We start from the raw sequence: 24598 nt of genomic DNA, 5'->3' as shown, positions 1-24598 counted from the left end.
ACTTGGCGCGCCGTTTCCCCAAACCAGATACCGGACGATCCGCGCGGACCGAACGGCGTGCAACAACAGCAAAATCAAACGCGGCGAAATCTGGCGATCCGATTTCCTTTTTGCCGACGCGTGACGAAGTTCTCAAGTTCATTGAGGAAAATCCTGATCGCGCTGGCAAGCGTGAACTTGCCAAAGCCTTCAACATCAAGGGCGACGCACGCGTCTATCTAAAAGACCTGTTGCGTGAACTTGCCGATGAAGGCCTCGTTCAAAAGCGCGATCGCAAATTGTCGCGACCGGGTTCGCTGCCCCCGATCACAACTTTGAACGTAACCGGACGGGACAATGACGGTGGTCTTGTTGCGCGTCCAACGGATTGGGACGAAGTCGAACATGGTAAAGCGCCGATAGTACTGATCCGCCGTACGCGCCTCAATAAAGCCTCCGACGGTCCCACCGTGGGTGTTGGTGACCGGGTATTGGCCAAGATTTTCCGCAGCAAGGAAAATGACGGCCCGGAATATTCGGCTCGCGTGATCAAAGTAATCGACCACAGCAATAATGCAGTACTCGGCGTGTTACGCAAGCTCAGCAACGGCGAATGGCGGTTGGAACCGGTTAACCGCAAGCAGCCGGAAGTGCAGCTTGACCCACAATCGCTGCTGGATGCTCAAAGCGACGATCTGGTTGAAGTCGAGCTTACATCGTCGCGTCGCTATGGCCTGCCAGCCGGCAAGGTGCGTCAGGTAGTCGGTTCCATCGACAGTGAAAAAGCGCTGTCGATGATTGCAATCCATGAACATGAAATCCCGCATATTTTCCCGGATGATGTCATCCGCGAAGCTGAAAGCGCCAAGCCTGCGACGCTTGATGGCAATCGGGAAGACTGGCGTAAGATTCAGCTCGTCACCATAGATCCGGCAGATGCAAAGGATCATGACGACGCGGTTTATGCAGAACCCGATACTGACCCGGATAATGCTGGCGGACATATTGTTATCGTCGCTATTGCCGATGTCGCTGCTTATATTCGCCCGAATTCTGCACTTGATCGTGAAGCGCTGAAACGCGGCAATTCGGTCTACTTCCCCGACCGCGTTGTACCGATGTTGCCCGAGCGCATTTCCAACGATCTCTGCTCATTGCGTGAACTGGAAGATCGTCCAGCGCTTGCGGTGCGTATGGTGTTTGACGCCAACGGTCACAAGAAGTCACACAAGTTCCACCGCATTCTGATGCGTTCAGCTGCAAAACTAGCCTATCAGCAGGCACAAGCAGCGATTGACGGTGCGACCGACGATAAGACCGCACCCATTCTTGATACCATTCTCAAGCCGCTATGGAATGCCTATGCAGCCTTGAAGCGTGGTCGTGATGCACGTGAACCGCTTGAGCTGGACCTGCCAGAAAAGAAAATTCTGCTGGCACCCGATGGCAAGGTCGACAAGGTCATAGTGCCCGAACGACTTGATGCGCATAAGCTCATTGAAGAGTTCATGATTCAGGCCAATGTGGCCGCGGCTGAAGTGCTTGAAGCGCGTCGCCAGCCGCTGATCTTCCGAATTCACGATGCGCCTGCACTGGCAAAGCAGGAAAGCCTGCGTGAATTCCTGCGCACGCTTGATATGAACCTCGCAAAGGGTGCCGAACTCAGGCCGGGCCAGTTCAATCGCATCTTGGAAGCTGTTGATGGCACAGATCATCAGGATCTGGTCAATCAGGTTGTGCTACGCACACAAAGTCAGGCTATCTACAGCCCTGATAATATCGGTCATTTCGGTTTGAATTTGCACAAATATGCGCATTTCACGTCGCCAATTCGCCGTTATGCCGATCTCATTGTCCATCGCGCACTGATCAAGGCCCTTGGCCTGGGTAATGATGGGCTGACCGCGATAGAAGAATCGCAACTTGAAGAAACTGCGGCGCTGATTTCTTCGACTGAGCGTCGCGCCATGCTCGCCGAACGAGAAACTGTTGATCGTCTTATCGCACACTTCCTCGCTGCCCATCTTGGTGACGATTATGAAGCCCGCGTCACAGGCGTCACCAGAGCCGGTCTTTTCGTGTCTCTTGCGACATATGGCGCAGACGGACTTGTGCCCATTTCAACTTTGGGTGATGAATACTATCTATATGACGAAGCGAACCATGCGATCGCCGGAGAAAGAAGCGGAAAAGGCTTCCGTCTGGGCGATACTGTCACGGTAAGGCTTGTAGAAGCGCTCCCCGTTGCGGGTGCGCTTCGTTTTGAGATGGTTTCCGAACCGCATTCCCTGCCGATGTCGACACGTTCGCATCATAAGGCAAGCAAGGGAATGCGCGGGCGCAAGGGAAAGCCAGCAGGCTTTTCCGGCTCCCCCAAAACAGGACCCAAGAAAACAGGTCCTAAGAGAAAAGGTCGCAGATGAGCACGTTAGAGGCCAATTCCACAAATAGTCATGTTCAGGTTTTCGGCGGCGAAAGCCAGAAAACCGCGCGTCCGAGCCGCCCTCTCGGCCAGGCTCTCTGGCGCGGATTTAAATGCCGCTGCCCGCATTGTGGCGAGGGAAAGCTGTTTCGCGCCTTTGTAAAGCCAGTAGATCATTGCTCTGTCTGTGGAGAAGATTATACCGAGCAGCGCGCTGATGATCTTCCAGCCTACCTGACGATCCTCATCGTCGGACACATCGTAGTTGGCGCATTCATGGGCGTGGAAGCCACGACCAACCTGTCATTGTGGGCTCATATGGCGATATGGGGTCCGATGATTGTAATCATGTCCCTGCTCTTGCTACAGCCTATCAAGGGCGCAACCATCGGCCTGCAATGGGCATTGTTCATGCACGGTTTTGGTGGACAGGGCGAAGGCGATTACGGCGACGTCACATAACAGGCGGTTCTGCCGTGGCCTCCCCCGCCCCTTCCAATCAGTCATCAACTAAATCGGCGCTGCGTCCACACGATGCAGCGTCGTTGTTGTTGATTGACCGGACTGGTCGCACACCACGCATTCTGATGGGCAAACGCCATTCCAGTCTGGTTTTCATGCCAGGCAAATTTGTCTTCCCCGGTGGACGGGCAGACGCAGGGGACGGCGCGGTAGCGGCGGCAACAGAACTCAGTCAGAACGATACCCAAAAACTGATGACAGGCATGGGAACGCGCGCTTCGCAGCGCAGGGCTCGTGCACTTGGACTTTGTGCTATCCGAGAAACTTTTGAGGAAACCGGGCTACGGATTGCACGTACATCCTTTGATAAGCCGACCTCCGATCAAACCTCTTCTGCCCGACGTTTGCCATCCACCAACATAATAATGCCTGATAACAAGGATTGGTGTGCATTCCTTGAACGTGGTGCGTTGCCAGCGCTTGGTGATCTACGCTATTTCGCTCGAGCGGTAACGCCACCCGGCAATGTCCGTCGGTTTGATGCGCGTTTTTTTATCGCCTTTCGCGACAGCCTGCCGGAACTTGAACGAGCATCACTTGTTCCGAGTGGGGAACTGGAAGATTTGGATTGGGTGGCCATTGATGAAGTTGATAAACTCGACGTCGCCCGAATTACTCAGGCCATTCTAAAGGAAGCGCGAATGCTGCTCACAGAAACCCGGCTCGACCTGCCTGCCACTTTGCCTGTGGCACAATACAGCAAGCGGCATGGCCGCTTTGTCCGCGAAGTGATCTGACCATATGAACAAAGAAATCCACCCTACCGATCTTGCCTCCCGGGAACCGGAAGGCGGGCCGAAAGAGGGCCAGATGCATTGGCGTTCGCTTGCTGCAGCAATTGCTACGATCAGCGCCATGGGCGCTGCAATTGGCTTGGGCATACCGCTTCTGAGCGTGCTTCTTGAAGCACGTGGTCACTCAGCAAGCCTGATCGGCGCCAACACGGCTGTCGCTGGCCTTGCGTCGATTGTCGCCGCACCACTCGCGGCACCGATAGCGGCCCGGCTCGGCGTTGCTCGCGCCATTGTGCTGATGCTTGTCATCGGCAGTGTTGCTTTTCTAGGCTTCCACTTCCTACAGCCGCTCTGGGCATGGTTCGCCTTGCGAATCGTTCTACATTTTGCCCTGACCGTGCTGTTCGTTTTATCTGAATACTGGATTAACGCCTCCGCCCCGCCTGAAAAGCGCGGACTTGTGCTCGGTATTTATGCGACATCTCTTTCGCTTGGTTTCGCACTCGGCCCGTGGCTGTTCTCGAAGATCGGGAGTGCGGGGGGCATGCCCTTTTATGTTGGTTTTGCAATCATCATAGTGGCTACCATACCTGTGCTACTCGCATGGCGCGACAGCCCGGATTTCGAGGAAGGCGACCATGTCCCCTTCCTTCCATTCATCTTTGCCGTTCCGACAGCAACGATGGCTGTCTTCGTATTCGGTGCCGTTGAAACAGGCGGTTTCGCTCTCTTCCCGGTCTTTGGCGCGCGAGTCGGATATAGTGAAGGGGATGCTGCGCTGCTGCTGACAATGATCGGGCTTGGCAATGTATTGATGCAGATACCGCTCGGCATCATAAGCGACCGTATTTCAGACCGGCGCAAGCTGCTTCTGTTCTGCGCTGTGACAGGCCTCATAGGTATGATCGCACTGCCGTACCTCATGCAAAGCTGGTATCTGATGGCAGCCGTCCTGTTCTTATGGGGTGGTGTCGTGGCTGGACTTTACACGGTCGGCCTCGCACATCTTGGCTCTGAGCTGACCGGCCGCGAGTTGGCTTCCGCAAACGCCGCCTTTGTTTTCTGCTATGCAATCGGCATGCTCGCCGGACCTCAAGCGGTCGGTGTTGGCATGGATGCCATGGGACCAAAGGGCTTTCCACTCACTCTCGGCATCTTTTTTGCAGCTTTTGCACTCTTTGCTGCGATAAGACTTGTTCAAAGGAAGAAGCGGGGTTGACTTTTCGCCCTCAATCCGTAGTGTCGCGCCGAATTTCCGCTTCTAGCCAATTGGCGAGACTCGCAGCGGTTTAATCATGAAAGAGCAGGTATTTCGATATGGCCAAGGCTACGACCATCAAGATCAAGCTTTTGTCGACCGCTGACACCGGCTTCTTCTACGTAACGAAGAAGAACAGCCGCACGATGACGGAAAAGATGACAAAGACAAAGTACGACCCGATTGCGCGCAAGCACGTCGACTTCAAGGAAACGAAGATCAAGTAATTTTCGTTTCCGCCGCCAGACATCACTGGCAGGAATCAAAAAAGCCGTCTCTCACGAGACGGCTTTTTTCGTTTAAGCGTTGGATGTGCCCTAACTTTTTTGACGCACATCTTGTCCGAAAGCCGCTTCGCACTTTTCGGAATGCGCTCTAAGCAGCAGACAGAGCAATCCTGTTGCGACCGTTTTTCTTGGCTTCATAAAGTGCAGCATCAGTTCTTGAGAAGAGCGCCTCGGCAGTGTCGCCTCCCATAAGACGCAGCGATGCGATACCAATACTGATCGTCATACTGATCTTATGCTTGCCACCAGCCAGCAGGAAAGGCGTTTCTGCCACCGCTTCGCGAATACGTTCGGCCACCGCAGCTGCAGCCATTATATCGGTATCGGGTAGGATGATTGCAAATTCCTCGCCGCCATAACGGCACATGACATCCATACCGCGAATCTTCTTGCGCAGCCGCACCGCGAATTCCCGCAGCACGTCATCGCCACCATCATGACCATATTTGTCGTTCACACGCTTGAAATGGTCAAAGTCGATCATAACGACTGATAAAGTCCGCTCACGCCCCGTAGCGCGCGAAAGCAGCACCGGCATGTGTGTATCGAGGTAACGACGGTTATGCAGTCCTGTGAGGCTGTCTGTCACCGCCATGGTGATTGTACGGTGCAGGCTTTGACGCAAAAGGTCGTTGTAGCACTTGCGCTTGATTTGCGTGCGCAACCGCGCATAAAGCTCAAGCTTCTCCAGCGGCCGCATCACATAGTCATTTACGCCAAGCTCAAGGGCACGGACGACCAGCGAGCCTTCATCTTCGTTCACGATCAGGATGATCGGCACAAGCCTTGTGCGCTCGATTGTGCGCATTTGCGAACAGAGTCGTAGCGGATCGTAATAGGTAAAATCGGCAGAAATAACGATGCTGTCATAGTCACTCTCAATCGCCTTGATCAGCGCACCATTGGCGTCATGAGCAACATCGACAAAATAGTCCTCGCCCAGAATCATGCGAAGGCGAGCGGCAGCCAGTTCGTTCTCATCAACAACGAGAATGCGGGCGGCATCCTCTCCACCCCCAAACCGACCAGAAAGCTTGGTGACAAGCAGCGCTTCCACTTCCGTGTCGGCAACCGTGCCTGTGCGCTGGAACAATTCGTCGGAAACCATTTTGAGCCGGGCAAGGCTCTTGACGCGGGAAAGCAGCTGAAGATCTTTGACCGGCTTCGACATGAAGTCATCTGCGCCTGCTTCAAGTCCCTTGATTTTATCTTCTGGGCTATCCAGTCCCGTCAGGATCACAACGGGAATATTGGTTGTGCGTGGGTCATCTTTCAAGCGGCGGCAAACTTCAAAGCCATCCATTTCGGGCAGCAAGACATCGAGAATGACCACATCAATCTGACCACCGAGGCAAATTTCGATGGCTTCTGCGCCGTTACTGGCGGTCACAACCTCGTAGTACTCGCGCAAGAGCAGAGCTTCCAGCAGCTTTACGTGTGATTCCGCATCGTCAACGACGAGAATTCTTGCCGTCATGATTGCCTAGCCCCCCAGATCCTCACGCCGTAAACTTCCCCGCCTTGGAAGTGATCAGGCGTCACCCAGATAAGATTTTATGGTCTCGATAAAACGCGGAACAGAAATCGGCTTGGATATATAGGCCTCACAGCCTCCCTGACGAATACGCTCCTCATCGCCTTTCATGGCAAAGGCCGTCACTGCGATCACCGGTATGTGGCGCAGTTCTTCATCATCCTTGAGCCATTTCGTCACTTCCAGCCCGGACACTTCAGGAAGCTGAATATCCATCAAGATAAGATCAGGGCGGTGCTCTCGGGCAAGATCAAGCGCCTCAAGACCATTTCTGGTCCTGATGGTTTCATATCCGCTGGCTTCGATAAGATCGCGAAACAACTTCATATTAAGTTCGTTGTCCTCGACGATCATCACACTTTTGGTCATCGAATATTCCCTGGCCTTATTCTTTCCTGTTCAAAGACAGGTTTGTTCTGCCCATCACACCGATATGGATCCTATATAGTTTAAGCGCATTTCATTGACGAATGGCAAATATTCGCCAAATCTCGCATTGTCGCGCGGCTATTGTAAGATATATCCCGGAAGAACAGGAAACGGCCTTTCCGGAACCTCAAATGCCAAAACAATGATTTAAAGCGGAGAAGCAGATGAAAAGTCACGTGAGCCAAGCGGATGCAGAAAACCTTGCAGTCGAAGCGCTTGTATGGCTGGCTCAGGACAAGGACCTGATGCCGCGCTTTCTCGCACTCACTGGGATCGAGGTCTCATCAATTCGATCTGCGGCTCAAGAACCGGGTTTTCTGGCGGGCGTCCTGCAATTTTATCTCAGCCACGAACCAACCCTGCTGCGCTTTTGCGAGGAAACCGGGCGCGATCCAGCGAGCATCGAAAGGGCCGCTTCACTGTTGCCTGGTGGGTTAAATCAGCATCTTTAGAACGGTACAGCGAATGCTGGACCGCCTCAACTGCTCCCCAATACAAAAAGCGCCCTTTCGAGGCGCTTTTTTGCCGTTACCAAAATTTACTCTGCGCCTGCGACTTCTGCAGCAGACACACTCAAAACGCTCAACTCGTGAGCTTTGCCGTCGCGTGCAATCCATGACATGGATTGGCCTGGCGTCAGGCCGATAAGTGCCGTGCCGATTGGCGTCAGAATAGAAATCTTGCCCTGAGCAATATCCGCCTCGCCCGGATAAACCAGCGTTACCTTACGCTCGTGTCCGTCATTGGAGCGAAATTCGACAGTCGAGCCCATATGAACGACATCCGCTGGCAGTTTCTTCTGCGGCACCACCTTGGCGCGGTCGAGTTCCTGCAACAATTCCTCGGCCACTTCCTCCAGCTTTTCGGAGACGTTACCGGCCAGAATTGTCAGGCGTTCGTGATCGATGTCGCTGACGACGATCTTAGGCTTCTTGCGATTCTTTACGCTCATGACGATAGCTCACTGCTGTCTAATGATAATTGTTCTCCGTAACGATTCCGGTCCGGAGTAACTGATTGAATTTTGGAAGAAAGCGCTTTTAGTAATTCCGCTTGAAGGCAAGCGGCAAACCGTCCCCCGGAATCCTCTGCGCTGAGCAGGACTCGAGGGTTGCTATCCCGTGATCGGTTGAACCCGATGGAGTATGGAAGCAAAACGGTTGTTCATAGTGCTAAACTTGGTGATATCCTTGCCAATGTCAAGTGCACAGCTGACAGGACATCAGTGTGACGATGGCATTGCCAAGCTTTAGTGCTATAAAACGATGTTCCTTTTATGTTCATCAAACCGCACGCAGCTATGGCCGATCAATTCGCAGAAAATAGTTCAGAACAAGGTTTCTGCCGCGATTGTTTATCGCTGCAAAAACTCGAAACCACGCGACGCTGCCGCGCCTGTGGCAGCCCACGTCTGGTTCGCCATGCAGAGCTTTACAAGCTGTCGCTCGCCCATGTCGATTGCGACGCCTTTTATGCATCGGTAGAAAAGAGGGATAATCCGGAGCTTCGCGACAAACCGCTTATCATTGGTGGTGGCAAGCGTGGCGTAGTTTCGACCGCTTGCTATATTGCGCGCATTCATGGTGTTCGGTCTGCCATGCCAATGTTCAAAGCGCTGGAAGCTTGCCCCGAAGCGGTTGTCGTTAAACCGAATATGGAGAAATATGCGCACGTAGGGCGTGAAGTTCGACAACTGATGCGCGATCTTACTCCACTCGTCGAACCCATTTCCATTGATGAGGCATTCCTCGATCTGGGAGGTACGGAGCGACTGCATCGTGCACCGGCCGCGATTGTGCTGGCGCGCTTTGCCAAACGTGTCGAAGAAGAAATTGGCATCACTATTTCGGTTGGTTTATCCTATTGCAAATATCTGGCCAAAGTGGCCTCTGACCTTGAAAAGCCGCGCGGATTTTCGGTCATCGGCGAAGCCGAAGCGCTCGATTTTCTGCGTAACAAACCGGTCAGCATGATCTGGGGTGTAGGCAAATCCTTCAATACCAAGCTCGAGAGCGACGGCATTCGCACAATCGGACAACTTCAGACGATGGATGAAGGTGCCCTGATGAAAGCCTATGGCACAATGGGTCAGCGGCTATTCAGGCTGTCACGCGGACAAGATAGCCGCAAGGTTGAACCCGAACATGATATGAAAAGTGTTTCAGCCGAAACAACATTCAACAAAGACCTCTCGCAAGCAAGCGATCTGGTCCCTGTCCTGCGCGCGCTGTCTGAGAAGGTATCGCAGCGCCTGAAGATTGGTGACATTGCCGGACGGACGGTCGTGCTCAAGCTTAAAACACAAGACTTCAAGTTGCGGACACGCAATCGCCAACTGGCTGACCCTACTCAGCTTGCGGATCGTATTTTCCGTACTGGCCTTCAGCTTCTGGAAAAAGAACTGGATGGAACCAAGTTTCGGCTGCTTGGCATTGGTGTGGGTGAACTTTCATCAGACGACCGCGCCGACCCGCCGGATCTGGTCGACACACAGGCCACAAAACGCGCTGTCGCAGAAGGTGCTATTGATCGCCTACGCAACAAGTTCGGCCGTAACGCAGTCGAAACCGGCTACACGTTTTCAAAAGGTAATCTTGCGCGCCCGCAAACGCCCGCCGACCGTGACCCAGAGGATTGACCCACTTCTCAGGAACGCGCAACAAAGCCTTGGAGAAAAATAAATCAATCACGGCTAACCGCTTGACGAAGCGTGTCTGGATCAATATTGGAACTGCTCAAGAGGGCGCTGACTGATTTGACAGACCTCTTACGGATGGCCTCATGGCGGAGTGGTTACGCAGAGGACTGCAAATCCTTGCACCCCGGTTCGATTCCGGGTGAGGCCTCCAACTTTTTTCCATTTAAAATCAATGCATTAATCCAGCAGAGCTATTTGTTTATGCGGCATTTCATGTCGCGTCTTGTTGCAAATAGATTCCCTGCAATTACAACTGGTTACAAAAAACCCCGGCAAATCCACGCAACATGCTTGACTCTTTTGCTGATGTGAACAAAATAAGAACATTCACATAAACACAGATACGCGTGGTGGCGTGTGTGTCTGCTTTTAACGGAGCAGAACAATGAATGCAGTTGTGCAAGAGAATGAATACGACGAAGAAATTGAATTGGTGCTGGCCTATCACAAGGGCGATGTACGGGCCGCAATCGAATCGCTTTTGAAAGACAGAGACTTTCTCGTCAAAGAAATCGAGTACGCCAGCCTTGCTATGTCGATGGGCTTTGCGCGTGGCTGGAAACCAACGATCATAAAATGAAAACGATCTTGAGAAGTTTGCGACACACGAATGTCGTTCGCTTCTCCTGTGGGCTGTGCAGGCACCACTATGAGAGGTCAGCACCGTTTATGGCTGCTCAATTAGGAGAATGACGAACGCTGGAAGAACTGGAAAATCGACGCCCGGCATTAGTGACCTGATCGAAGTTGCCAAGGCAGCAGGTTGGCATGAGACAGAGGTTGCGAACGCTATTAAGATCGACGCTGCTGGAATGGCGAACGGTTATGCGGGAACGGACCCGGAGGAATAAATCCCGTTTATTTGCCCGCAGCTTCAATATCCTCCAACCTCAAATAATTTAACCGATACCATCCCCGATAGTATCGAATGAAGAATGCATGCCGGTTGTGCGAACTTTTTGACGCATTTAACCTGAGATATGCAGCTATTCTCTTCTCATCAACTCGCGGCAAATACGGCGCCAATGACTGAGCGCTAAATGGTTCGGAAACCAAGCAATCGACAATAACAAGTCGATATATGTCTCTAAGCATGCCCCTCCCTCCTGCTTAAGACTACTTAATCTAGACAAGTGCTGGATTTAATTAAAGAGAAAATGGGAATATAGGTGAGTGGGGAACCGTTCCGAGCGAGTAGACATTCTCAACAAACGCATCATATTGACGGCTTGCTCATTTCTTGAAAAAAGTCCAAGTTGATACAGCATGGGAATTACTCGGGGATAATCGCGATGAAAGCAATAACAACGATGATTTGCTTAATCGTGCTTGCCACTACAATTGCTGGCTGCGCAAACAGATCATGCAGAGACTGGCCGGGGACGTGCATTATTCAATAGTTGAAGCAGAGTTTCGGACATATTATTGAACGACTTGGCTTTGCAATTATTTGAAAAATTGGCCGCTGTTCAACCGACGGCAGCAGCCCAAATCTTTTTACCGAAAGTCACCAGCAAGTCACCAAGCGAGGCTGCAACAAACGATACGAGCATGATTGCACCGACCCCGCCTCGCCAACGGTTGAAGTCTACGAAGGGCTCTCTGCCACACTAACGAAGAGTGTGGCCGTCTGTTCACAGCAGCCGCCGAGAACACATACCGAACGATCCGTTCCTTAAATTGAAATCAGAGACAACCCAAACAAAACAGCCCTTTAATCGGAGTTTCCAGTCTGACTTATCCACAAAGCGCTCCACAGGATAAGCACAAATTGTCCACAGGTTGTTCTAAACTCGACCGCACACTCTATCCAGTGTATTACGCTGGCAATCAGTCCAGTCCGTACCTACCTTGTTCATACTAGGTTAGTAACCAAACTGGCCTGCAAGGGAGACGTATGAAAAACTTGATCTTACTTGGAATTGCCACACTCACATTGAACCCAGCCGTCGCGTTTGCTGCCACGGATGCGGAAATAGTGACAGAAATGGCAACCAAGTGTTGGACACTCCCTGAAGGTGTTGATTATCAGAGGGCATCAGCGACATTTGAAGTCACTTACAACTCAGACGGTGAGTTGTTGCGCGTTGTGACAGTCGATTATCAGCCCGTACGCAAAGCCGGCGAGGAATTTGCTGTTAGCGCCCAACAGGCATTGATGGAATGCGCAAGCAAGACTTCTGTTAAATCAAGAACCGTTCGCGTTGTGATGAGATTTACGGCCCCTCAATCGAATGGCCCGTTAATAATGAAAAAACCTCTTCGTTAATCTTCGCCAGAAAGAAATATTAGCGCTTTCACCGTTAGAGCGCTGAATACTATGTGATTAAAACGTAATGTTTCTATTCCATTCTGGGAAGAGGCAGAATGAGAAGACATCGGAGATATTCGGTTTTTTGCTATCGGTCCTGATTGCTGTTTTTGGCATAAAACACACGATGTTTAACGCGCTGAACGAATTGCATCAGCGTAGTGAAAATACTTTAGGTCTGGCATCTTCTGCGCTCACGGGCCAATTGGCACACTATGAAAAGCTTCTGGCGCTCATCGCCGAACATGATACCCTTCAAAATCTGGTTCGCGAACCTGCCGCTGAAAATGTCGCGGCAGTGAACCAATATCTGCAGTCAATCATTAACCTGTTTGAGTCTTCAGACATTTATCGGACTGACCCGTTTGTTGCGCTTGGTGCAAGATTTTGCGAGCGAGCCACAACCTTGACCACCCAATCGGCAAATACGCGCAAACGATTACTAAGATGGCGATTTGGTGGATAAACAAGATGAATCGGCATGGGATCTATTTGCCAGTCTTGCAAAACCGGGCGCAACGTACCTTTCTCGATGTCGTCCTGGACCATGAAGAATGGAGCCTGCACAACACCCAGCCCGGCCCGCGCTGCCGCGAGATAGGTTGTCGATTCATTGGCGGCTACAATGTAACGGCCACTGATCTCGACCTCTTCAGTGCCGCGCCTGAAATGAAAGGGCATCTGTTGGCCAGTCAAAGGTCGGAAATATCCCACGACATAACAGTCTCTGCTCAAATCTGATGGATGTTGCGGTGCCGAACAACGGTCAAGATATTCAGCTGAGGCGCAGGCGATGAAATGCATGTCGCCAATGCGTCGCGCGATCAGAGACTGATCTGTCAGATCACCAATACGAATCGCGCAGTCAACGTTTTCTGCCACATAATCGACAGGACGATCTGATACGCCAAGGTCAATCTGGATATCCGGATAGCGCTGATGAAACTCAAGCAGAGCCGGAATGATGATGAGATTTGCAACGGCACTCGCCATTTCCACGCGCAACCGCCCTTTCGGCAGGGTTTGAGCGCTCGAAAGACTGCCATCCAGTTCCTCCAGATCGGAAAGCAATCGTGCAGCCCGCTCATAGTAAAGTGCGCCATCCGGTGTTACGAGAACACGGCGGGTCGTACGATTGAGGAGTTTTGTACGAAGATGGGCTTCCAACCCTTGGATAAGATTACTGATTGTGGCCTTGGGCACATTGAGAGACGCGGAAGCGCGTGTGAAATTTCCGGTTTCAACGACCCGGAGAAACGCGCGCATGGCCGAGAGTTGATCCATTTTAAATAGCCATCATTGTTCGAGATTATGGATAGTGTAACCAATTTGAGGGGACTATTCCAGATAATAGACAATGATAATATCTCACCATGGCAGTTTGCCGCTAGTGGTTTGATTCCAACATTTGCCGACACCTAAATCTAAGCAATGCAAATGTCGAAAACAGACCCCTAGTAACGAAAGCAAGAAAGATGTGCGAGAAATTCACGGTTGGAACAATGCAGGCTGGCGATACCACCTGCACGGCACGCATCTATCGCGGTGCCAAATTGCTTTCGCCGCCGCCAGTGGTACTGCATCTCCACGGTGGAGCTTTTTCGGTCAGCTGTCTTGGTGCCTGCGAGCGCGTTGCTGAAACACTTGCCGAGGCAGGTGCAGTGGTCGTTTCGCCGGAATATTCATCGGCCTGTCTCAATCCGTTCCCGGCGGCACTTGAGATAGCCTATTCAATTATGACTTCGATGCGCGCGCGTTGCCCGGAGTTTGCGCACAAGAAGTCGATGCTGTTCGTCGCCGGTGAAGAGGCGGGTGGCAACATTGCAGCTGGTTTGGCGCTTATGGCGCGAGATCAAAATCTGACAGAGCTCAAGGGTCAGATATTGCTTTCGCCGATGCTCGACCCCTGCCTCGCTACGGCGTCTTTCCGCAAGTATTGTCCGGAAAGTGCAGTGCAGTCGATGGCGGATGGCTGGCAGAATTATCTTGGCGAGTGCGCAGGGTTTACGCACCCTTATGCCGCTCCCGCACTTTGTACGCGTCTGGCGGGGCTAGTGCCAACTCTGCTCGTGTCCAGCGCCCAATGCCCGATGCGGGATGAAACGCAGGCTTATGCCGAGCGTCTGCGGCAGGCAGGTGTGAAGGTTCAGTCGCATATTCTGCCCGGAAAAGCCGGGTGGATACCTGAAAATAAAGTGGTGGGTACGGAGTGGTCGCCGCAGGAACACAAACTAATTGACCTGTTTTCCGATTTTTTCCGGCAATCAGGCGCAAAGCAAATCGCAGCTTAGCCTCAGCTCGTATGGTCTCCCAACCGTCGGACTGAGGTTCAAAATGAAACCGGCCCCCACCGGTTAGGAGATATAACATGACATCGAACATTGTCCGCCGGGCCCTATGGGGCGCCGGCCTCGGTATCCTATTGTCTGCAGCAGGTGGCGGTGCCATTTTCTTTGGCGCTCCGCACCTTAATGCTGACGCGGCTACCGACGTTTCCGCTCCTCCGCCTGCTGTTCCTGTTTCGGTTACCCAGGCGGAATCCCGCTCGATCAACAGCTGGGAAGAGTTTTCCGGTCGTCTGGAAGCAATCGAACGCGTCGAAATTCGCCCACGCGTCGGCGGCGCGATTCAGAAAGCGCATTTCCGCGAAGGCAGCCTCGTCAAGCAAGGCGATCTTCTGATCACCATTGATCCGGAACCTTACGCAGCAGCTGTCGACAAAGCCAAAGCGCAAGTTTCTGCCGAAGAAGCGCGCACAGCACTGGCCAAAACCGAGCTTGAACGTGGACGTCAGCTGGTAACAACGCGTACAATCGCTCAGAGTGGTCTCGATCAGCGTTCAAGCGCTTATGATGAGGCACAAGCGAGCCTTCGTTCAGCCAAGGCAGCACTTCGTTCTGCCGAACTCGACCTCCAATATACCGAAGTACGCGCACCTATCTCTGGTCGTGTCGGACGGCTGGATGTCACCGCAGGCAATCTCGTTGCCGCAAGTTCGGCTTCTCCGGTTCTGACAACACTTGTTTCGGTCGATCCGATCTATGCAAGCTTCAGCGCCAATGAGGAAGTCGTTACTAAAGCGCTTGCTAAGCTTGCCACATCGCCCGGCGGTAGTGCTATCGAGCGCATCCCGGTTCAGATCGGCACGGCAGCAGATGACGGCACACCAATTTCCGGCCATATCCAGCTCATCAACAACGAAGTGGACGCTACCACCGGAACAATCCGTGTTCGTGCAGCCATCGACAATCCAGATGGCAGGCTCATTCCGGGTCAGTTCGTCCGCATCCGCTTTGGTGAACCGGACCCTGATCAAAAGCTCGTGGTCAGCGATCGTGCTATCTCATCTGATCAGGACAAGAAGTTTGTCTTCGTTGTGGGAGCCGACAACAAGGTTGAATATCGACAAGTGGTGCTCGGCCGTAATTATGACGGTTTGCGCATTGTTGAAAGCGGCCTGAAGGCAGGTGAAAACATCGTCGTCAACGGCCTTCAGCGCATTCGTCCGGGTGTCGTCGTAGCACCGCAGCCGGTGACGGAAACGCTTGCTAAAAACTGATTGAAACGGCGCAAGCTCAAAGCCCTGCGCGTAATGCAACGAACTCAGCCTATTCGACCCGCGAGAATCCATATTCTCGCGGGACAGGAGAGTTTTTGCTTTCCCGCTTAAGGGGGATAAAAAGATGAACTTTTCACGCTTTTTCGTCGACCGCCCGGTCTTCGCTGGCGTTCTGTCGGTCCTGATCTTCGTCGGCGGCCTGCTCGGCATGACGGGTCTGCCGATCTCAGAATATCCGGAAGTCGTGCCACCACAGATCGTGGTACGCGCGCAGTATCCAGGCGCTAATCCCGCCGTAATTTCCGAAACGGTGGCAACACCGCTTGAAGAACAGATCAACGGCGTCGAAGGCATGCTCTACATGCAGAGCCAGGCGACGGCTGACGGCGTCATGACATTGACCGTCACTTTCGCGCTTGGTACCGATCCCGATCAGGCCCAACAGCTTGTGCAAAACCGTATTTCGCAGGCCGAACCGCGCCTGCCTGCGGAAGTGCGTACGCTTGGTGTCACGACAGCTAAAAGCTCGCCCGACCTGACGCTTGTTGTTCACCTCATCTCGCCCAATGGCCAGTATGACGTGAACTATCTGCGCAACTACGCCGTCCTCAAAGTCAAAGACCGTCTGGCTCGTATCCCGGGCGTCGGACAGGTGCAGATATTCGGCGGCGGCGATTATTCGATGCGTGTATGGATCGACCCGCAAAAGGCAGCAGAGCGCGGACTTTCAGCTGGCGATATCGCCAATGCTGTGCGTCAGCAAAACGTTCAGGCTGCAGCAGGCGTCATCGGCGCTTCGCCTTCCGTTCCGGGCCTCGACATGCAGCTTTCCGTCAACGCACAAGGCCGCCTCCAGAACCCCGAAGACTTCGCCAATATCGTCGTGAAATCGGGTAGTGAAGGTGAAATCACCCGTCTTGGTGACGTTGCCCGCGTTGAAATGGGTGCTGCAGATTATTCGCTGCGCTCACTTCTCGACAATAAGTCGGCAGTGGGTATGGGCGTTTTTCAGGCACCGGGTTCCAATGCTTTGGAAATCTCTGAAAACATTCATGCAGCCATGGCAGACTTGAAGAAATCAATGCCTGAAGGCGTCGATTTCGATATCGTCTATGACACCACGCAGTTCGTGAAGGCCTCTATTGAGTCCGTGGTTCACACTCTGCTTGAAGCCATCGTTCTCGTCGTGATCGTGGTTATCCTGTTTCTGCAAACATGGCGTGCCTCGATCATCCCGCTGGTTGCCGTACCCGTCTCCATCGTCGGTACGTTTGCGGTAATGTATATATTTGGCTTCTCCATCAATGCACTCAGCCTTTTCGGTCTCGTACTTGCCATCGGTATCGTAGTCGATGATGCCATTGTGGTGGTGGAAAACGTCGAGCGTAACATCGAGCAAGGGTTATCACCGGTAGAGGCCACCTATCGTGCCATGAAGGAAGTGTCTGGGCCGATCATCGCAATCGCGCTGGTGCTGGTCGCAGTCTTCGTGCCGCTTGCCTTCATCACCGGATTGACCGGCCAGTTCTATCGCCAGTTTGCACTGACGATTGCGATCTCGACAGTGATCTCTGCCTTCAATTCACTGACGCTTTCGCCTGCTCTTGCTGCTCTTTTGCTGCGCGGCCATGATGCACCGAAAGACCGTCTGACCCGCATTATGGACAAGTTGTTTGGCTGGTTCTTCCGTGGCTTTAACCGAGCCTTTGGCGCAAGTTCAAACGCCTATGGTCGCGGCGTTGGCAGCATTCTCTCGCGCAAGTCGCTGGTGATGGGACTTTATGTCGTCTTGCTGGGGGTTACCTTCGTTCTGTTCCGCGCAGTACCTGGCGGCTTCGTTCCAGCACAGGACAAGCAATATCTGATCGGCTTCGCGCAATTGCCCGATGCGGCAACGCTCGACCGCTCGGAAGACGTGATCCGTCGCATGACCGACATTGCGCTCAAGCAGCCAGGTGTCGCGAATGCTATCGCCTTCCCCGGCCTGTCGATCAATGGTTTCACCAACTCGTCGAACTCCGGTATTGTTTTCGTAACCTTGAAGCCGTTCGAGGAACGCAAGACACCTGATCTTTCGGCCAATGCCATCACCATGCAGCTTAACCAGCAGTTTGGTGCCATTCAGGATGCCTTTATCGCCATGTTCCCGCCGCCACCGGTTCAGGGACTGGGTACGACTGGCGGCTTCAAGCTTCAGCTCGAGGACCGTAATGGACTTGGCTTCCGGGCGCTGGATGATGCGACGAAGGCGTTCCTTGCCAAGGCCTATCAAACACCGGAACTGGCTGGTCTTTATTCGAGCTACCAGGTCAACGTACCACAGCTTTATGCCGATCTTGATCGTGTGAAAGCGCGTCAGCTTGGCGTTGCTGTCACGGATGTTTTTGAAACCCTGCAGATCTATCTGGGTTCCCTTTATGTCAATGACTTCAATGCCTTCGGACGCACCTACAGCGTACGAATCCAGGCGGATGCAAATTACCGCAGTCATTCCGAGGATATAGGTAAGCTGAAAGTGCGCTCACAATCAGGAGAAATGATCCCGCTATCAGCGCTTCTGAAAGTTGACCAGACGGTAGGTGCGGAACGGGCAATTCGCTATAACGGCTTCCTTTCTGCCGATATCAACGGCAATCCCGCACCCGGATTCTCGTCCGGCCAGGCACAGGCTGCCATTGAACGGATCGCCGCCGAAACCTTGCCTGCTGGCATTGCCTTCGAGTGGACTGATCTGACCTATCAACAGATCCTCGCTGGTAATTCCGGTTTCCTGGTATTCCCGCTTGCACTGCTGCTGGTCTATCTGGTTTTGGCTGCGCAATATGAAAGCCTTGCTCTGCCGCTGTCGATCATCATGATCGTGCCAATGGGTATTATGGCGGCACTGACGGGCGTCTGGCTGACAGGAGGCGATAACAACGTCTTCACCCAGATCGGCTTAATAGTGCTTGTGGGGCTGTCTGCGAAAAACGCAATCCTCATCGTCGAGTTCGCGCGCGAACTGGAAATGTCAGGACGAAGTGCCGTTGATGCAGCCATCGAAGCAAGCCGGCTGCGTCTGCGCCCCATCCTGATGACATCGCTTGCTTTCATCATGGGCGTAGTCCCGCTGGTGATTTCGACAGGTGCGGGTGCGGAAATGCGCTCGGCAATGGGTATCGCGGTCTTTGCAGGCATGATTGGCGTGACGGCCTTCGGTATATTCATGACACCGGTATTCTATGTGCTGATCCGCAAGTTGAGCGGTGAACGCCCATTGAAACATGCAGGTGCCAAGATTGAAGCTCCGCATCTGGCACCGGGCGAATAATCCTGTCGCCAAAACAAAAGCCTAAGTATTAAGGCCGGAGGATACACCTCCGGCCTTTCTGCAAATGAAAATCTGACGGTTATAACTGACAGCCGTCTCTCATGAATTTCTTTATTGAGAGCAGCAAATTCTAAGTCTTTGTAAATGAATATCGTTCCGTCGGTGACTGGTGGGGGATTGTCACTTTCGAAGCCAAAGCTGTAGAGCTTGTTTGAGCGCCTTCCCTGTTACAGGCGTTCCAATAGCCGCATCAGAAGCGGTAGTTTACGCCTGCCTTGATGACGTGATCATGCACATTGGTTTTGCTCGTGCCATATGATGTCGTCGTCGAGACATCCTTGGTGGTCACATAATTATATTCGATCTTTGCCGACAGACCGCCACCAAATCCCTGCTCGATACCACCACCCAAAAGATAGCCCGGCTTCCAGCCGCTCGGACCGGTAACGTCGTCATCATCCTTGAACTTTGTCATGGTTAGACCGGCTGTGCCATAAATGAGCGATTGGTCAAACGACAGACCAGCCTTGGCTTTGGCTGCTCCACGAAAGCGTTCTTTCAAACGACCATGTGGCACGCGCGCTTCATTACCCATATACGAGCCTTCAAGCTCAGCACCGATGACCCCCGGACCAAACTGAAGATTATAACCAGCCTGCACACCGCCGGTCATACCTTTTCCGCCATTGAAAGGGTTGATCTTTGGAGAAGCGAAGCCCCCATGCGCGCCAATATATGCGCCACTCCATGAGAATGCCGGTGGTGTTTCGTATTCGAACGATCCCGATGAATTATTGCTGAGATCAGCAGCATATGCGGTTGTTGCAAGCGCGATAGAAACGGTCGCGGCCGCAAGTGGTTTTGCGATGAAAGACATGGTATAACTCCAGACGAAACCTGCGCGCCATTGACTGACGCTTACAAGGTTTCAGTTCGCGTTGAAGAACCAGAAGTTGGCTCCTGTTGATCTTCCAAGCCGGCCAGCACGATGCACTGACTAATTCAGAAGATGCTGCCATTCTCATCGCGAGAGTTGCGTCTAGATTGCATAAATAATTATTTCAGAGAATTTATTTATTATATTGATCTAGTTACTGGTGATTCTTTAACTAAATAGTAAGCATTGCATCTACAAGCCATATCGTTTGGCTTCCTTATTCTCGTACGCTATCCACCGTGCGTTCAGCGACGGACCTAATTTGCAGGCGGACGCAAAAGCCCGGTTTCAGATCAAAAAACAAAACTTTTCCGCCGTGAATTTCCGCTGCTTTTTGCACCAAGTTCAATCCAAGACCTGCCCCCGATGAATGGGTATTTATACGGCGAAACGGCTCAAACACATGCTCCCGCTCTGACAGCGGAATGCCTGCACCCTCATCACAAACGTCAATAGTTCCGGATGCACTGACCTTGATAATTATTAAGCCCTTACCGCCAGCATGATCGATTGCATTGCGGATGAGATTAACCACAGCCATCTCGATGATCGACGTTTGGACCGTAAAAATGGCCTCTTCATTGCTTGGTTCGAAATCAAAATCGTAACCAGCATCGAGTGCCAGCGGTGCAAGATCGGCAGCCAACCGCTGAACAAGGTTATTCAGATCCTGGCGTTCTGTACGCAGTTCAACCACACCTATAGCCTGCATCTCCAGAAGCTGATGCGCCACGCGTGCGAGGCGATCAATATCAGACCGCAATTGCCTGCTGACATCGTCATCGGCCAGCAGGTCAGCTCGGGTGCGAGCAATCGCAATCGGCGTCCTTAATTCATGCGCAGCATCGGCCAGAAACCGGTTTCGGCGATTATATCCTTCATCCAGTTTGGAGAGTGCGGTATTGAAGGCATCCACCAGCGGGATAATCTCTTGTGGAACTTTGGATCGATCAATGCGAGCTGATCGATTTTCAAAATTGATCCCCTGCGCCTGTTTGACCGTTTGCATGAGTCCCCGCAGAGAGCGGCCAACAGCTCGCGGCGTAACAATCAGTGTCGCAATACTTGTCAGAACGAGCATAGGCACAACGGCTATAAGGACGATCAATCCCAAACCGGGCAACACATTCGTCCAGTGAATTTCACCGTCCGGATATTTAGCCAAATCGACCTGCATGCTGATCCAGAGACTGATCCCTTCATTGTCGAATCCCTTCTCGGTCGCAGCGATCACCTGTAATTTTCCGACAGAGGTCTTACGGTTTTCTACAGTCGCACGCGTCGTATTCGCGGTCTGCACACGCGCCCGGTCAATCGTCCATGGGAAAGCTGTGTCGAGGCCTGCCCAAGGTATCCTGCCGTACTGCAAGACAATCTCTTTATCGTCCCGCACAATGAACCAAAGATCGGGATATTGCTGTTTTAATTGGGTAAGTTCAGGTGTCTCCAGCAGTTGAACACGCCCTTGGCCGTCCTTCATCACGCTTTCTGCAACGACACGAACAGCTTCTTCATTGGCGTCTTCCAGCTCTGGATTGATAATCCAGATCCACCCGACAAGCAGAACGACAAAAAGCACTAGAAGAAACGCCTGCAACACAAACAGTCGCTTCATCAGTGCCCATCGTAACGACCGACTACGTTCTTTCTTCATGCTTTCGACCGGATGAGATAGCCTATGTTTCGCACAGCTCTTATCTCAACTGTGGCGTTGGCCTGAGCGAGCTTTTTGCGAATGCGAGAAATGTGAGCGTCGAGAGCATTTGACTCTATCTCGTCATCAAGCGTGTAAACGGCCTCCACGAGATTTGATCTCGCCACAATGCGGTTCGGTCGTCGCATGAGGGCCTCCAAAGCGAGATATTCGCGGCGTGGAAACTCAATAATGCTGTCGTGCACACTGACCTGATTGCTACGTGGATCGATTATCAGATTTCCAAAGCTCAGATACTTATCAGACAGCGAAGAGCCGCGTCGCCGGAGCGCCCGCAACCGCGCGAGCAATTCCTCAATCGCGAAAGGCTTGGCAAGATAGTCGTCAGCACCGGCATCGAGGCCATCAACGCGATGGTCTACGCTGCCGAGTGCCGTCAAGACCAGAATAGGCACAGAAAGCTTGCTTTGACGAAGCGAGGCGACCAGATTTAGCCCCTCTCCATCGGGAAGACGACGATCCAGAACCAGCGCATCATAATTGCCATCGCGCGCCAGGGCATCGGCATCAGCAATGGTCCCAACATGGTCAACCAGAACATCATGCCGTCGCAACGCCTCAAGCAGGGCACGCGCCATTTCAGGTTCATCTTCAAGAAGCAAGATACGCAATGGTTGTCCCTCAGAGGCCAGTTTTTGCCCTCGTCCCCAATAGCCACTCAACATTGCGACTACATTGCAATTGGCAGCGGCCACTATCTAGCATCTTGCAATAGGCATTCCGAGCAACTTTGTGGAGCCGTCGCAACATCGACGCGCAATGTGCGTGCAATGTTGATCCATATCGTTGCTGTAACAAACAGCAATCAATAGGAACAAACATGGCATCCAGATTATTACCTGTATCGTTGTCGGGAATAGTTGCACTGGGCGGGACGATTTTGCTGACAGCCTGTGCGTCACAAGTCATGAAATCTTATATTGGAACGCCGATCAGCAGCGTCATGTTGGACTATGGTCCGCCCGATAATGTTTACAAGCTAAGCGCAAACGAACAGGCCTATCAATGGCGGCGAACCAAGACACAGGCCGTGGCAAGCGAGTTTAATGGTGAGGTGCGTGAAACGCGGCGCGGCGAACGTTATAAAGGAACTGAAACTCCGGGATATATAGAGCACACCGAGTGCTTCTATACCTTCTACACACGCAGATCAGGTCACGATTGGTACGTGACGAACTTCCGTCAACCGTCTCTGGAATGTGAATAAATTCAAAATTCTAGCCGTATCTTTTAATAGGACGGACAAGCGGAAAACGTTCAGTTTTTCTTCCACTGAATTTCTTCGATTGCGACTTTGCCAGAACGCTTATCATAGAGACAAATGACGGTGGTATCTTTGGGCTGCTTGCGATTACGGGTCGATCCCTCGCGCAACAGCAACGCAACCTTGCCGACACTATCATCGAAATCGACAGGCTCGGAAACGAATGGGCTGACCATCGCCGATTTGGCCATGCATGAGCTGATAACTTTAGTATGAAGCGCTTCCCAAGCAGCGGGGCTCGATGCATGCGCCGAACCCACGCAGAAAGCAAATACAGTGAGAGTAAATGCTGCCGTCTTCATTGGGATACCTTCGCTTAAAAGCCGGATGGCTGCTTCTTGCCGGCCAGTTACCTAAATGGGTAAATGCGGTCGACTAAACTAACTCTAACGATGAATAAGCCGCAAACAAGGCCTTGTTTGCATGAAGTGTGGATGCAAGAGGGCGTGGACCGCCCTCTTGCCATTCAGTCTGGCTGAATCAAGTCTCAGCGTGAATTAATAGTCCAGAAGTCCTGCCAATCCTGAAGTTTGGAATAGTCACTTTCGGAGGTTTCAGAATGCGGAACGTAAAGCTTATCGATCACCTTCACGATGCCTGAAACTTCCCCTTCAGGAATTTTTGCGTTCTTGTTCGACGAAATCTTTCCGTCTGCCAGCTGTGGCGCCATGCCCTCTTCTGTCATCATGTAATGAACGAAGAGCTTTGCAGCATTCGGGCTTTTGGTGCCCGATGCGATGACGGCAACACGCGGCGTCAACTGACCTACCCACGGCTTCATATCGGCACAAATGCCCATCGTGTAACCGTTTTTCTTGGCATCACGATAAATGGCGGTGCTGAGGAAACCCATGAACGGCTTTTCCTGACCCTTGGCACCAATGATTGGACCAACTTCCGTGTCGCTGCGGGTGACAGTCGGGCGGTTTTTAGCGAAACGCTTGACCCATTCTGCGGTCGCGCTGGCTTCTTCTGTCTTCAGCGGCTCACCGAAAAACTCTTCATAAGCCTTGCGCATGGCTTCGTCGTCATGTTCGGCAATCTGATTGAACCAGAACATCGTTTCGTTGCGCAGAAGTGGATCAGGAATTGCTATACGGCCTTTCCACTCTTCAGTGGTCAGCGCCCAGATATTGTCGACCGGGCATTTATCACCGTGAACGTCCGAGTTATATGTCCAAACCCACGGGTTTAGGCTGGTGATCGCAGGATTCTGATATTGAGCAGGAATCTGATCCTTAAGATCGACCGGAAGCCAGCTGAGGCCTGCACCCTGAACGATGATTTCCGACGTTACCGAAGGCAGATTGCTCATGTTGAAAACGTCTGTACGAACATTGTTCGCCGCCGCTTCACGCAGAATGACCTGCTCCTGGTTCTGACCGTTCATCTTCACGCCAGTGGCCTTAACACCGTATTTGGTGGTGAAAGCCTCGGCCATGGTCACGATCTTGCCAGTCGCATCCACAACAGTGATGCCCGGCTCTTTCTTGGCGGCTTCGATCAGAGCTTCGAGCGAGTAATCCGCATCCTTGATGCCGATCTCAGCAGCAGGCTCGGCAAAAACTGCAGTGCTCGCCAGAAGTGCGGCACTCAAAGAGAGAGCAGCATAAGTGCGAAGGGTTAAAGTCATTATTTCC

Annotated in this window: 23 protein-coding genes and 1 tRNA gene; 15 read left to right on the top strand and 9 right to left on the bottom strand. The window is 52.4% G+C overall.

Annotated features, from left to right (window positions below; all coding sequences use genetic code 11):
• Positions 1-2: 2 nt before the first annotated feature.
• The 5 genes from rnr to rpmG all read left to right on the top strand — a co-directional run bounded on the left by rnr (position 3) and on the right by rpmG (position 5142).
• On the top strand, positions 3-2402 hold the full coding sequence (gene rnr, locus QBD00_RS07570) for a ribonuclease R (protein WP_318579082.1): 2400 nt from the start codon (positions 3-5) through the stop codon (positions 2400-2402).
• Positions 2399-2863 carry a DUF983 domain-containing protein gene (locus QBD00_RS07565; RefSeq protein WP_151092787.1) on the top strand — a complete coding sequence of 155 codons (465 nt, stop codon included), beginning with the start codon at positions 2399-2401 and terminating at the stop codon, positions 2861-2863. The genes rnr and QBD00_RS07565 overlap by 4 nt, the downstream gene beginning before the upstream one ends.
• A 14-nt stretch (positions 2864-2877) precedes the next feature.
• The gene (locus QBD00_RS07560) at positions 2878-3660 is read left to right on the top strand and encodes an NUDIX hydrolase (RefSeq protein ID WP_412534999.1); all 783 of its coding nucleotides are present in this window, start codon (positions 2878-2880) and stop codon (positions 3658-3660) included.
• Between the two features lie 73 nt (positions 3661-3733).
• Positions 3734-4876, top strand: a complete 1143-nt coding sequence (locus QBD00_RS07555; RefSeq protein ID WP_151092876.1) for an MFS transporter — start codon at positions 3734-3736, stop codon at positions 4874-4876.
• 98 nt (positions 4877-4974) lie between these two features.
• On the top strand, positions 4975-5142 hold the full coding sequence (gene rpmG, locus QBD00_RS07550; protein ID WP_007878621.1) for a 50S ribosomal protein L33: 168 nt from the start codon (positions 4975-4977) through the stop codon (positions 5140-5142).
• A 148-nt stretch (positions 5143-5290) separates the two neighbouring features.
• On the opposite strand, the gene QBD00_RS07545 is transcribed toward rpmG, so the two are convergent.
• Both QBD00_RS07545 and QBD00_RS07540 read right to left on the bottom strand, forming a co-directional pair.
• On the bottom strand, positions 5291-6679 hold the full coding sequence (locus QBD00_RS07545) for a PleD family two-component system response regulator (protein WP_318579081.1): 1389 nt from the start codon (positions 6677-6679) through the stop codon (positions 5291-5293).
• Positions 6680-6733: 54 nt separating this feature from the next.
• On the bottom strand, positions 6734-7105 hold the full coding sequence (locus QBD00_RS07540) for a response regulator (protein WP_007878616.1): 372 nt from the start codon (positions 7103-7105) through the stop codon (positions 6734-6736).
• Positions 7106-7329: 224 nt separating this feature from the next.
• Between QBD00_RS07540 and QBD00_RS07535 the strand changes: the two genes are divergently transcribed.
• Positions 7330-7617 (top strand): DUF3572 domain-containing protein, encoded by a 288-nt coding sequence (locus QBD00_RS07535; RefSeq protein ID WP_318579080.1) that lies wholly within the window; start codon positions 7330-7332, stop codon positions 7615-7617.
• A gap of 86 nt (positions 7618-7703) precedes the next feature.
• Here the strand turns inward: QBD00_RS07535 and rnk are convergent, their stop codons facing one another.
• Positions 7704-8117, bottom strand: a complete 414-nt coding sequence (gene rnk, locus QBD00_RS07530) for a nucleoside diphosphate kinase regulator (RefSeq protein WP_095444151.1) — start codon at positions 8115-8117, stop codon at positions 7704-7706.
• Between the two features lie 348 nt (positions 8118-8465).
• Between rnk and QBD00_RS07525 the strand changes: the two genes are divergently transcribed.
• From QBD00_RS07525 to QBD00_RS07505, 5 genes are all read left to right on the top strand, one after another.
• Positions 8466-9803, top strand: a complete 1338-nt coding sequence (locus QBD00_RS07525) for a DNA polymerase IV (RefSeq protein WP_151092779.1) — start codon at positions 8466-8468, stop codon at positions 9801-9803.
• A gap of 137 nt (positions 9804-9940) precedes the next feature.
• Positions 9941-10014: transfer RNA gene (locus QBD00_RS07520), tRNA-Cys, on the top strand.
• Between the two features lie 234 nt (positions 10015-10248).
• The gene (locus tag QBD00_RS07515; RefSeq protein WP_151092777.1) at positions 10249-10443 is read left to right on the top strand and encodes a CUE domain-containing protein; all 195 of its coding nucleotides are present in this window, start codon (positions 10249-10251) and stop codon (positions 10441-10443) included.
• 109 nt (positions 10444-10552) lie between these two features.
• Positions 10553-10714, top strand: coding sequence for a hypothetical protein (locus tag QBD00_RS07510; RefSeq protein WP_191793119.1), 162 nt, complete (start codon positions 10553-10555; stop codon positions 10712-10714).
• Positions 10715-11760: 1046 nt separating this feature from the next.
• Complete coding sequence (locus QBD00_RS07505) at positions 11761-12132, top strand: hypothetical protein (protein WP_191793118.1); 372 nt, start codon at positions 11761-11763, stop codon at positions 12130-12132.
• Positions 12133-12522: 390 nt separating this feature from the next.
• On the opposite strand, the gene QBD00_RS07500 is transcribed toward QBD00_RS07505, so the two are convergent.
• Complete coding sequence (locus QBD00_RS07500; RefSeq protein ID WP_191793117.1) at positions 12523-13458, bottom strand: LysR family transcriptional regulator; 936 nt, start codon at positions 13456-13458, stop codon at positions 12523-12525.
• A gap of 191 nt (positions 13459-13649) precedes the next feature.
• Here QBD00_RS07500 and QBD00_RS07495 point away from each other — a divergent pair, with 191 nt between their 5' ends.
• From QBD00_RS07495 to QBD00_RS07485, 3 genes are all read left to right on the top strand, one after another.
• Positions 13650-14465 (top strand): alpha/beta hydrolase, encoded by an 816-nt coding sequence (locus QBD00_RS07495; protein ID WP_151092771.1) that lies wholly within the window; start codon positions 13650-13652, stop codon positions 14463-14465.
• 77 nt (positions 14466-14542) lie between these two features.
• Positions 14543-15733, top strand: a complete 1191-nt coding sequence (locus QBD00_RS07490) for an efflux RND transporter periplasmic adaptor subunit (protein WP_151092769.1) — start codon at positions 14543-14545, stop codon at positions 15731-15733.
• A 124-nt stretch (positions 15734-15857) separates the two neighbouring features.
• On the top strand, positions 15858-19043 hold the full coding sequence (locus QBD00_RS07485; RefSeq protein WP_151092767.1) for an efflux RND transporter permease subunit: 3186 nt from the start codon (positions 15858-15860) through the stop codon (positions 19041-19043).
• Between the two features lie 250 nt (positions 19044-19293).
• Here QBD00_RS07485 and QBD00_RS07480 read toward each other — a convergent pair whose 3' ends face one another.
• The 3 genes from QBD00_RS07480 to QBD00_RS07470 form a co-directional block, all read right to left on the bottom strand.
• Positions 19294-19920, bottom strand: a complete 627-nt coding sequence (locus QBD00_RS07480) for an outer membrane protein (RefSeq protein ID WP_318579079.1) — start codon at positions 19918-19920, stop codon at positions 19294-19296.
• 277 nt (positions 19921-20197) lie between these two features.
• Complete coding sequence (locus tag QBD00_RS07475) at positions 20198-21634, bottom strand: HAMP domain-containing sensor histidine kinase (RefSeq protein WP_318579078.1); 1437 nt, start codon at positions 21632-21634, stop codon at positions 20198-20200.
• Entirely contained in the window at positions 21631-22305 is a 675-nt protein-coding gene (locus QBD00_RS07470) for a response regulator transcription factor (RefSeq protein ID WP_318579077.1), read from the bottom strand. Before QBD00_RS07470 ends, QBD00_RS07475 begins: the two co-directional genes overlap by 4 nt.
• 209 nt (positions 22306-22514) lie before the next feature.
• Between QBD00_RS07470 and QBD00_RS07465 the strand changes: the two genes are divergently transcribed.
• Positions 22515-22901 carry a hypothetical protein gene (locus QBD00_RS07465; RefSeq protein WP_318579076.1) on the top strand — a complete coding sequence of 129 codons (387 nt, stop codon included), beginning with the start codon at positions 22515-22517 and terminating at the stop codon, positions 22899-22901.
• 50 nt (positions 22902-22951) lie between these two features.
• Here QBD00_RS07465 and QBD00_RS07460 read toward each other — a convergent pair whose 3' ends face one another.
• Positions 22952-23149, bottom strand: a complete 198-nt coding sequence (locus QBD00_RS07460) for a hypothetical protein (protein WP_318579075.1) — start codon at positions 23147-23149, stop codon at positions 22952-22954.
• A 296-nt stretch (positions 23150-23445) separates the two neighbouring features.
• On the bottom strand, positions 23446-24591 hold the full coding sequence (locus QBD00_RS07455) for an ABC transporter substrate-binding protein (protein WP_318579074.1): 1146 nt from the start codon (positions 24589-24591) through the stop codon (positions 23446-23448).
• Positions 24592-24598 lie beyond the last annotated feature (7 nt).

The sequence above is a fragment of the Ochrobactrum sp. AN78 genome (assembly GCF_029909885.1).
Lineage (GTDB): Bacteria > Pseudomonadota > Alphaproteobacteria > Rhizobiales > Rhizobiaceae > Brucella > Brucella quorumnocens.
Note: the sequence above shows the minus strand (reverse complement) of the source record. Positions and strands in the feature narration are given on the sequence as shown.

Excerpts from the sequence above, each read along its gene's own strand:
- rpmG (WP_007878621.1), top strand. The coding sequence starts at position 4,975 with ATGGCCAAGGCTACGACCATCAAGATCAAGCTTTTGTCGACCGCTGAC.
- QBD00_RS07460 (WP_318579075.1), bottom strand. The coding sequence starts at position 23,149 with ATGGCCAAATCGGCGATGGTCAGCCCATTCGTTTCCGAGCCTGTCGAT.
- QBD00_RS07525 (WP_151092779.1), top strand. The coding sequence starts at position 8,466 with ATGGCCGATCAATTCGCAGAAAATAGTTCAGAACAAGGTTTCTGCCGC.
- QBD00_RS07485 (WP_151092767.1), top strand. The coding sequence starts at position 15,858 with ATGAACTTTTCACGCTTTTTCGTCGACCGCCCGGTCTTCGCTGGCGTT.
- QBD00_RS07565 (WP_151092787.1), top strand. The coding sequence starts at position 2,399 with ATGAGCACGTTAGAGGCCAATTCCACAAATAGTCATGTTCAGGTTTTC.
- QBD00_RS07510 (WP_191793119.1), top strand. The coding sequence starts at position 10,553 with ATGACGAACGCTGGAAGAACTGGAAAATCGACGCCCGGCATTAGTGAC.
- QBD00_RS07545 (WP_318579081.1), bottom strand. The coding sequence starts at position 6,679 with ATGACGGCAAGAATTCTCGTCGTTGACGATGCGGAATCACACGTAAAG.
- QBD00_RS07540 (WP_007878616.1), bottom strand. The coding sequence starts at position 7,105 with ATGACCAAAAGTGTGATGATCGTCGAGGACAACGAACTTAATATGAAG.
- QBD00_RS07455 (WP_318579074.1), bottom strand. The coding sequence starts at position 24,591 with ATGACTTTAACCCTTCGCACTTATGCTGCTCTCTCTTTGAGTGCCGCA.
- QBD00_RS07515 (WP_151092777.1), top strand. The coding sequence starts at position 10,249 with ATGAATGCAGTTGTGCAAGAGAATGAATACGACGAAGAAATTGAATTG.
- QBD00_RS07535 (WP_318579080.1), top strand. The coding sequence starts at position 7,330 with ATGAAAAGTCACGTGAGCCAAGCGGATGCAGAAAACCTTGCAGTCGAA.
- QBD00_RS07475 (WP_318579078.1), bottom strand. The coding sequence starts at position 21,634 with ATGAAGAAAGAACGTAGTCGGTCGTTACGATGGGCACTGATGAAGCGA.
- QBD00_RS07465 (WP_318579076.1), top strand. The coding sequence starts at position 22,515 with ATGGCATCCAGATTATTACCTGTATCGTTGTCGGGAATAGTTGCACTG.
- QBD00_RS07505 (WP_191793118.1), top strand. The coding sequence starts at position 11,761 with ATGAAAAACTTGATCTTACTTGGAATTGCCACACTCACATTGAACCCA.
- QBD00_RS07480 (WP_318579079.1), bottom strand. The coding sequence starts at position 19,920 with ATGTCTTTCATCGCAAAACCACTTGCGGCCGCGACCGTTTCTATCGCG.
- QBD00_RS07555 (WP_151092876.1), top strand. The coding sequence starts at position 3,734 with ATGCATTGGCGTTCGCTTGCTGCAGCAATTGCTACGATCAGCGCCATG.
- rnk (WP_095444151.1), bottom strand. The coding sequence starts at position 8,117 with ATGAGCGTAAAGAATCGCAAGAAGCCTAAGATCGTCGTCAGCGACATC.
- QBD00_RS07495 (WP_151092771.1), top strand. The coding sequence starts at position 13,650 with ATGTGCGAGAAATTCACGGTTGGAACAATGCAGGCTGGCGATACCACC.
- QBD00_RS07490 (WP_151092769.1), top strand. The coding sequence starts at position 14,543 with ATGACATCGAACATTGTCCGCCGGGCCCTATGGGGCGCCGGCCTCGGT.
- QBD00_RS07500 (WP_191793117.1), bottom strand. The coding sequence starts at position 13,458 with ATGGATCAACTCTCGGCCATGCGCGCGTTTCTCCGGGTCGTTGAAACC.